General features: G+C 53.8%; 7 protein-coding genes. 6 read left to right on the top strand and 1 reads right to left on the bottom strand.

Annotated elements, in window-relative coordinates; translation table 11 throughout:
- Nucleotides 1–666 precede the first annotated feature (666 nt).
- On the top strand, nt 667–1815 hold the full coding sequence (locus HY272_05335) for an SEC-C domain-containing protein (GenBank protein MBI3772103.1): 1149 nt from the start codon (nt 667–669) through the stop codon (nt 1813–1815).
- A gap of 100 nt (nt 1816–1915) precedes the next feature.
- Here HY272_05335 and rsmI read toward each other — a convergent pair whose 3' ends face one another.
- Nucleotides 1916–2779 (bottom strand): 16S rRNA (cytidine(1402)-2'-O)-methyltransferase, encoded by an 864-nt coding sequence (rsmI, locus tag HY272_05330; protein MBI3772102.1) that lies wholly within the window; start codon nt 2777–2779, stop codon nt 1916–1918.
- Nucleotides 2780–3031: 252 nt separating this feature from the next.
- Here rsmI and HY272_05325 point away from each other — a divergent pair, with 252 nt between their 5' ends.
- Genes HY272_05325 through HY272_05305 form a run of 5 tightly spaced genes read left to right on the top strand, consistent with a single transcriptional unit; the run spans nt 3032 to nt 7913 of the window.
- Nucleotides 3032–4960, top strand: coding sequence for a penicillin-binding protein activator (locus HY272_05325; protein ID MBI3772101.1), 1929 nt, complete (start codon nt 3032–3034; stop codon nt 4958–4960).
- Nucleotides 4944–5306: a YraN family protein gene (locus HY272_05320; GenBank protein ID MBI3772100.1), complete on the top strand. Its 363-nt coding sequence runs from the start codon at nt 4944–4946 to the stop codon at nt 5304–5306. The genes HY272_05325 and HY272_05320 overlap by 17 nt, the downstream gene beginning before the upstream one ends.
- Nucleotides 5307–5332: 26 nt before the next feature.
- Nucleotides 5333–5926, top strand: a complete 594-nt coding sequence (locus HY272_05315; protein ID MBI3772099.1) for a phosphoheptose isomerase — start codon at nt 5333–5335, stop codon at nt 5924–5926.
- Nucleotides 5927–5928: 2 nt separating this feature from the next.
- A complete protein-coding gene (locus HY272_05310) occupies nt 5929–6519 on the top strand; it encodes a BON domain-containing protein (GenBank protein MBI3772098.1) in 591 nt (196 codons plus the stop codon).
- Nucleotides 6519–7913, top strand: coding sequence for an FAD-binding protein (locus HY272_05305; protein ID MBI3772097.1), 1395 nt, complete (start codon nt 6519–6521; stop codon nt 7911–7913). Before HY272_05310 ends, HY272_05305 begins: the two co-directional genes overlap by 1 nt.
- Nucleotides 7914–8026 lie beyond the last annotated feature (113 nt).

Genomic DNA, 8026 nt, shown 5'->3' with positions numbered 1-8026 from the left:
TTTGAACAAAGTGAGGGGTGAGTGGAGTCTTATGGCTTGGGCTTATAACTTTACCCGAGTGATGAATCTGATAGGTGTGGTGCAATTTACGGTTTATTGCAATCAAGCAGGGCGATGTTAATTGTCCTCAGGGCACTGGGAATATGATTATGATTATGATGCTTAGCGAGCCGGTTAACCGACGAAAAAATATGGCGGCATCGTTGACTTTTGTGGGCAAGAACCTATTGCACGAGATTAGCTGGAGAGGAATTCAATTCCTACTATAGTCCGGCTCGATGGTGTAAAAGTGGATACTTTCACAGTCTCAAAGGGCATTGCGCCACATGTGAGATCACACTTTCAACACCAATCACCAAATCACCTTTTCCATCCGGCGCAATACGGCTTCGCCTATTGATACCCGCACCACCGCACCTTACGCGCGCTTTCCGGCTTCTCACCGGAGGAAAAGAGTAGGAGATTGTAATCTAGCTAATATGTAGCCTGGGTTGAGTGAAAGCGAAACCCGGGGTTCACAAAAAACGTTCAACCCAGGCTACGCTTGCTATGATGTTGGTGCAAGCCGTGCTGAAAGTCACGCCGCCTTCTTGCAATCCATAGCATACTGTACACTCGTCGAACACCCTAGCTCCATCAATTACCCCAACAGGCGGAGTGTCAGACGTGGTAAAGCTACCCGAACTGCCTTTCAGGATCACAGATGCGGGAGATGAACACCGGCTCGTCGCAGAAGCCCTCCGACATAGAAAGCCGTATGAACTCTGTTGGTGCGGATCCGGCCGGAAATTTAAGAAGTGCCATCGATTTCGAGAGCAAGAGAGGGCGCTGTCTCTCGGACAGATGCTGGATGAGCAGGAACGTGTTTTCTGGAAGAATCGAGGCTGCATGCATCTGTACGCGTCTGAAGCTGTCTGCGCAGGGAAGGTGGTCGATGCGCATACGATCCAGAGAAAGGGTCCACTGCAGAAGATTACAGGTAGTGACAACCATGTTTGCCATCTGACGGGGTCGCCAGGACAAGGAATCGTCGTCGAAGAGATTGGCTGGAAAAAGGCTTCGACCTTTCCGGGATACTGTGCAAAGCACGATTCCGAAGTCTTCGATGTTCTTGAGCGAGTTCCATTCACGGGTTCTCACGAGCAATGTGTTCTTCAGGCATACCGCAATGTGTGTAACGAACTCTATAAGAAACGCGCCCTGTTAGAGTCGCTTGAATATCAGCGCAACGTCATCGATCGCGGATGCGATATTGATGAGCAAATTAACAGGCAACTGTCAGTTGCGCAAAACATTGCCGGACAAACAAAATCTAGGGACGAGCTCGAAGTTCTTTGGCACAAGTTTAAGGATGTCGTTGCACGACGACAATACGATCGCTTCTTAAGTAAGTGCTACTTTTTCAAAGGAGACTTGTGCATCACAAGTTCAGGCGCCTTACATACTGAGTTTGACTTTCGCGGCAAGGTACTCATCGATATGTGGGATTTAAGCGTGGATGCAGAAATGCTATCACACTCGATAATGGCTACTGACGACGGCGGTGCGATCGTATTCACTTGGTCAGCTGACCAGAAATCGCCTGCATCAGTGGTTTCCAGTTTTGATGAGGTGGCGGACGATCATAAGGGCGATATCTTCGTTCAGTATTGTTTTCTGAACTGCGAAAACACTTACTTTTCCAAAGCATGGTGGGAACGATTAGGTCACTCGCGTCAGGAGCAACTCAAGCGCTTCGCAGCAGCCCTGTTCTATGAGGGAGGAGCCTTCGTTGCTAACCAAGATCGGTTAGTGGACTGGAGCTTCAGGACTTAACGGACGTGATTCTATACACGTTGTTTTGCCCAACGACCAAGCTCAGACGTGGCTCTGCCGACGCATAGCGGCGACAGAGATGCCCGCGATCCGGTCCTGGTTATTCATCCTTTTCACCCACTCCCAACCCATACTTATATAAAGCATTCTTCTTGAGGCCGGTAATCTCGGCGGTGAGGGAGGCGGCTTGCTTGAGGGGCAGCTCGGCGTTCAGAATGGCCAGTATGCGGGCGGATTCCGGATCGATTTCCTGCACTGGCCGGTTGGGGGCACCATGAATCAGCACCACGATTTCACCCAGCTGTTGCTCATGATCAGCCGCCACCCATTGCTGCAATTCCCCCAATGGTGCGCGGCGGACAGTTTCATACGTCTTGGTCAGCTCGCGGGCGATGACGCCTTCGCGCTCGGCGCCGAAGATTGTGGCCATGTCCGTCAGGCTATCGAGAATGCGGTGGGGGCTTTCGTAGAAAATCAGGGTACGGGTTTCGGCGGCGAGTTCTTGCAGCCGATTGCGGCGGGTGCCGGATTTAGACGGTAAAAATCCTTCGAAAATGAAGCGATCGCTGGGCAGGCCGGAGACGGATAATGCGGTGACCAGGGCACTCGGCCCGGGGATGGCGCTGACCGGAATCCCCGCTTCTTGCGCCGCCCGCACCAGGTGATAACCGGGGTCGCTGATCATCGGGGTGCCGGCGTCGCTGATCAGGGCGACGGAGGTGCCGGCCAGCAGTTGCCCGACCAGTTTGTCGCACATGGTGCGTTCGTTATGTTCGTGATAGGCGACGCAGGGCGTGCTTATCCCCATGTGTTGCAATAATCGGGCGCTGTGGCGGGTATCTTCGGCGGCGATGACGTCCGCGCCGGCCAGCACCTCGCGGGCGCGCGGCGAAAAATCGGCGTAGTTGCCAATGGGAGTCGCCACTATATATAAGATTGCGCGTTTGTCGCTGCTCACAGACACTCTCGTTTACCAGTATTTCAGCCATGGCATTATGCCAGATGTTATACTCTGACCCTCTAACAGGCTGTTGAAAAACTCCCTCTCCCTCAGGGAGAGGGGTGGGGTGAGGGGTTCGTAGGGGCGATTCATGAATCGCCCCTACATCATGCCCCCTCATCCTAACCTTCTCCCTGAGGGAGAAGGGACTTAAATCATTTTTTCAACAGCCTGCTAAACTATTGCCACTTGCTTGCAACCAACACCCTGAATCCGATGACTCATTCCCCAATTCTACGCTTCTGCCTGATTTCACTTTTTACCCTGCCGCTGTTGCTGGCGGGATGTAGTGCTCCGCTCCCTGACCTGGGGGTTGAGATCGAGCCCAAACAACGCGATGCCGTCGCTCATGCTGCCGAGGCCGAGGCCAATGGCAATCTGGTGATTGCGGCACGGGAATACCGCGCCCTGGGCAATCGCAGCGCCAGCCCGCAATGCGAAGCGTTCTTGCTCAAGGCCGCAAGCATTTATGTGCGCGGCAACTATGGCTCCGAGGCTCGCGATGTCATCAAAACGCTAAATTCAAAAAAGCTTTCGCAAAAACAATTGGTGCAACGTGATCTGTTGCTGGCACGCATCTCCTTAATGGAGCGCAAACCGCAACAGGCGCTGAAACAGTTGCCCGTCACCAAGGTCGCCACTGCACAAACGCCTGCTTCCTCAATCGAGGTGTATCAAGTACGCGCCGATGCCTACGAAAGCAATGGCAACTACGTGGAAGCGGCACGCACGCGCATCGAACTGGAACCGATGCTGGCCGATGACAATGCCAAACAGGAAAATCGCCTGCGTCTGTGGCAGGCCCTGATGCAGGCATCGCCGGCCGCCTTGCAAACATATCGCACTACGCCGCCTGATGTATTGAGCGGCTGGCTGGAGTTGGCCTATTTCGCCAAGACGCGCGATCAAGGCACATCATCCAAAAATTTTCTTGCTGACTGGCAGGCGCGTTATCCCGGCCATCCTGCGTCAGCGGCACAATTTAATACCTTGTTCCAGTCAGGCACAGGTAATGTGACCTCCATCGGCAAGGCACAGCACATTGCGCTACTGCTGCCACTGAGCGGCGATTTTGCACCTCACTCCGCTGCAGTGCGTGATGGTTTTCTGGCTGCCTTTTATGCCGGGCAAAAGGCGGATTATCGCCCCGACATCCGTGTTTACGATACTGGCAATGATCTGCAAACTGGTCGTGCTGCGTATCGCCGGGCATTGGATGAAGGTGCCGATTTCATTGTCGGCCCACTCAGCAAACCACTACTGGAAGACTTGAGCAGCAGCAATAATTTCCCGGTGCCCACTCTGGCGCTCAATTACACACAAAGTGAAGCTTCGATTAACAATTTATTTCAATTCGGCCTCTCACCCGAAGACGAAGCCCGCCAGGTTGCCGAACGCGCCTGGCTCGATGGTTACAGTAAAGCACTGATGTTGACACCCGAAGGTGAGTGGGGACAACGTTTGAATGAAACCTTCAGCACTCACTGGCGCGAGCTGGGCGGCGAAATTCTGGAAGCGCAAACCTATCCACCCAATAGCAATGACTTTGCAGACCCGGTGGCAGCACTATTAAATGTCGATGCCAGCCAGGCACGCTTTCAGGTGTTAAAGCAATTGCTCGGCCGCGACATTAAATTCGAACCCGCGCCCCGCCAGGATGCCGATTTTATTTTTGTCGCCGCCTTTCCGCGCCAGGCACGTCAAATTCGACCACAACTCAAATTCCAATATGCTGGAGCGTTGCCGGTCTATACCACATCCCATGTCTTTGGCGGCGAGGCCAATCCCAACCTAGACCGCGACATGGATGGCATCATGTTCCCCGATATCCCCTGGGTGTTGAATCCCAGCGCCGACCACGATCCCAACTGGGAACAAATCAATCGCCTCTGGAGCGACACGGCACCGGCCTATCGCCGCCTCTATGCGCTGGGCATAGACGCCTATACCTTAATGACGCAGCTTGATGCATTACAGCGCAATCGCGAATCTCCGATCCAGGGCGAAACGGGCAATCTGTTTCTCGATGACAAGAACCGTGTCCATCGGCAATTGTTGTGGGCGCGATTCAAAGAGGGAGAGCCGCGCCTGCTGGGCGACCCATCCGGGAACAGCAAATCGCAAAACCATGCAGGCACCCATTAAGCAACAGCGTGGTGCGCAGGCCGAAGATCTGGCCTGCCGCCACTTACAGGCCAAGGGCCTGAAACTGATTACACGCAACTATCGTTGCCCTCGGGGTGAAATCGATCTGATTATGGATCATGCCGGCACCGTGGTCTTTGTCGAAGTCCGCTACCGCAGCAACCCAAACTATGGCAGCGGCGCCGATAGCATCGATTACCGCAAACAATGCAAACTCAACGCGACAGCGCTACACTATTTGCAACACCATGATGCCCTTGCCAAACGCCAGGCTCGATTCGATGTCATCTCGATCAGCCAGCGTACCGGGCAACCGCAAATTGACTGGATAGTAAACGCATTTTAAGCCGCTGCCTTCAGGAATATGCATGTATGGACTTGATTGAACGTATTAATCAACACTTTGAGGAAAGCGCCCACACCAAGCTGCAAGCGATGGAGATATTGTCTCCGGTGATTGCCCTTGCCGCGCAGCTCATGACTCAACGCCTGATCAACGGCAACAAGATACTGACCTGCGGCAATGGCGGTTCAGCCGCGGATGCGCAACATTTTTCCTCCGAACTGCTCAATCGATACGAAATGGAGCGGCCACCGCTGCCTGCCATCGCCCTAACGACAGACACCTCGACGCTGACATCGATCGCCAACGATTATCGCTACGAAGACGTGTTTGCCAAACAGATCCGCGCCCTGGGCAATGCCAATGACATCTTGATCGCCATTTCCACCAGCGGCCGCTCACCCAGCATCATCAATGCCATCAATGCCGCCCACGAACGACAAATGACAGTGTTGGCGCTGACGGGTCGTGATGGCGGTGAGGTTCCCTCCGTCCTGCACGATGGCGATATCGAAATCCGCGTCCCTTCCGACAAGACTGCGCGCATCCAGGAAGTCCATCTGCTGACGATTCATTGCCTCTGCGATTTGATAGACATGCAACTGTTCGGACAAAAGGGCTAACGATGTTCAATATCAGATCTGTGATCAGCTTCACACTGCTTTCCGCACTTGCAATCAACCTGACGGGTTGTCCAGTGCCGTTATTGGTCGCAGGCGGTGCCGCCGCCACAATGGGCAGCGCCACGGAACGGCGTGATGCCCAGGCCTTGATCGACGATCAGTCCATTGAGATGCAAATCAGCAATGCCATTCATTCCGATCCGGCGCTGGACACACAGGCCCACATTAACATAGTGAGTTATAACCGAACGGTACTGCTCACTGGAGAGGCCCCCACTGAGGAATTACTGACTCGTGCCGTCGATCTTGCGCGCCGGGTTGAGGGCGTCAAAGTAGTGCATAACGAGATTCTGAACGCAGCCCCCAGCAGCCTTGCTTCTCGCAGCAAAGACAGCTGGATCACCACCAAGATCAAATCCGGATTGTTTGCCGCTCAGGACATTAGCGCACAACACTTCAAGATCGTGACCGAGAATCAATCTGTGTTTCTGATGGGCCTCGTGACGCATGCCGAAGCGGACATTGCCGTCGAGATCACGCGCCAGGTCGAAGATGTACAGCAAGTCATTACTTTGTTCGAGTACCAGAATTAATGACCGGCATACCGCTTAGCGATTCCCTGTTGCAGCAACTGCGCACGCTCGTTGGCGCTGACAATGTATTACACGAGCCTTCCGATTGCTGGCCTTACGGCTATGACAATAGTCGCCGCCATGCGCTGCCTCAAGCCGTGGTTTTTACGCGAGAACATGCTGAAGTCGTTGCTGTTGTCGGATTTTGCAATCAACATCGCATTCCGCTCACCGCTCGCGGCCGCGGCACCGGCACCACTGGCGCTACGGTGCCGACCCAAGGTGGCATTGTGCTATCGCTGGAACGCATGGAGCGGATCATCAAACTCGATCCCGGCAATCGGGTGATGATTGTTGAACCAGGCGTCACTAATCAGGCGGTGCAAGATGCCGCCGCCAAGGCTGGTTTTTTCTGGGGACCCGACCCGACCAGCGCTGCCTTTTGTACCGTCGGCGGCAATATCGCCTACAACTCTGCCGGTCCACGCGCCGTTAAATACGGCACCACGCGTGATAACGTACTTGGTTTGCACGCCGTTACTGGCGATGGCAAAGAAATTCGTACCGGCGTTTACACGACCAAAGGTGTCGTTGGTTACGATTTAACGCGCTTAATCATTGGCTCTGAGGGCACGCTGGCGATTGTTACCGAGGCGACATTGAAACTCACACCGCTACCCGAAGCCAAACGCACATTGCAGGCAGTCTATAAAGATATGGCCGATGCCGCAGCCGCCGTTTCCAGCATTATGGCGCAACCGGTGATTCCCTGTGCCCTGGAATTTATTGATGGCCGCGCCATCGACATGATCCGCAGTTATTCGCGCGCCAATCTGCCTACCGGCGCTGGCGCCATGTTGATGATTGAAGTTGACGGTCTGGCGGAAGGGCTGGATGCCGCTGCTGATCGTGTTGCGCAGGCGGCACGTAACGATGGTCTGCTCGACTTGTATGTTGCACGCACCAAAGAAGATGTCGCCAGCCTGTGGGAAACGCGCAAGGCATTATCGCCTGCACTGCGCAACATCTCGCCGAAGAAAATCAATGAAGACATCGTGGTTCCAGTTTCGGAAATGCCGGCTCTGATTCGCGGTCTTGAACAACTGTCACAGCAGTACAGCATTCCTATCGTCAATTTCGGTCACGCCGGTAACGGCAATATTCATGTAAATCTATTGATCGATCCTGACGACCCAGTGCAGATGCACAATGCTGAACATTGCCTGAGCGATGTTTTTGATCTTACTCTGAAACTGAACGGTACCATCTCCGGCGAACATGGCGTTGGCCTCGAAAAACGTGATTTCGTCGGCCGTGAGATTGATACCACAACACTGGATTTAATGCGCCGCATCAAGACACAGTTTGATCCGAACAATATTTTGAATTCCGATAAGGCGCTACCGCTGGCCTAGCAGGGGCGATTCATGAATCGCCCCCTACGTGAATTGCAACGCCGTATCGCAGCGTTAGCGAATTAAATAGATGGTATGCTTAGGACATTCTGGCACTTTTAACGGAGACTTCT

The sequence above is a fragment of the Gammaproteobacteria bacterium genome (assembly GCA_016200485.1).
GTDB lineage: Bacteria > Pseudomonadota > Gammaproteobacteria > Tenderiales > Tenderiaceae > JACQEP01.
Note: the sequence above shows the minus strand (reverse complement) of the source record. Positions and strands in the feature narration are given on the sequence as shown.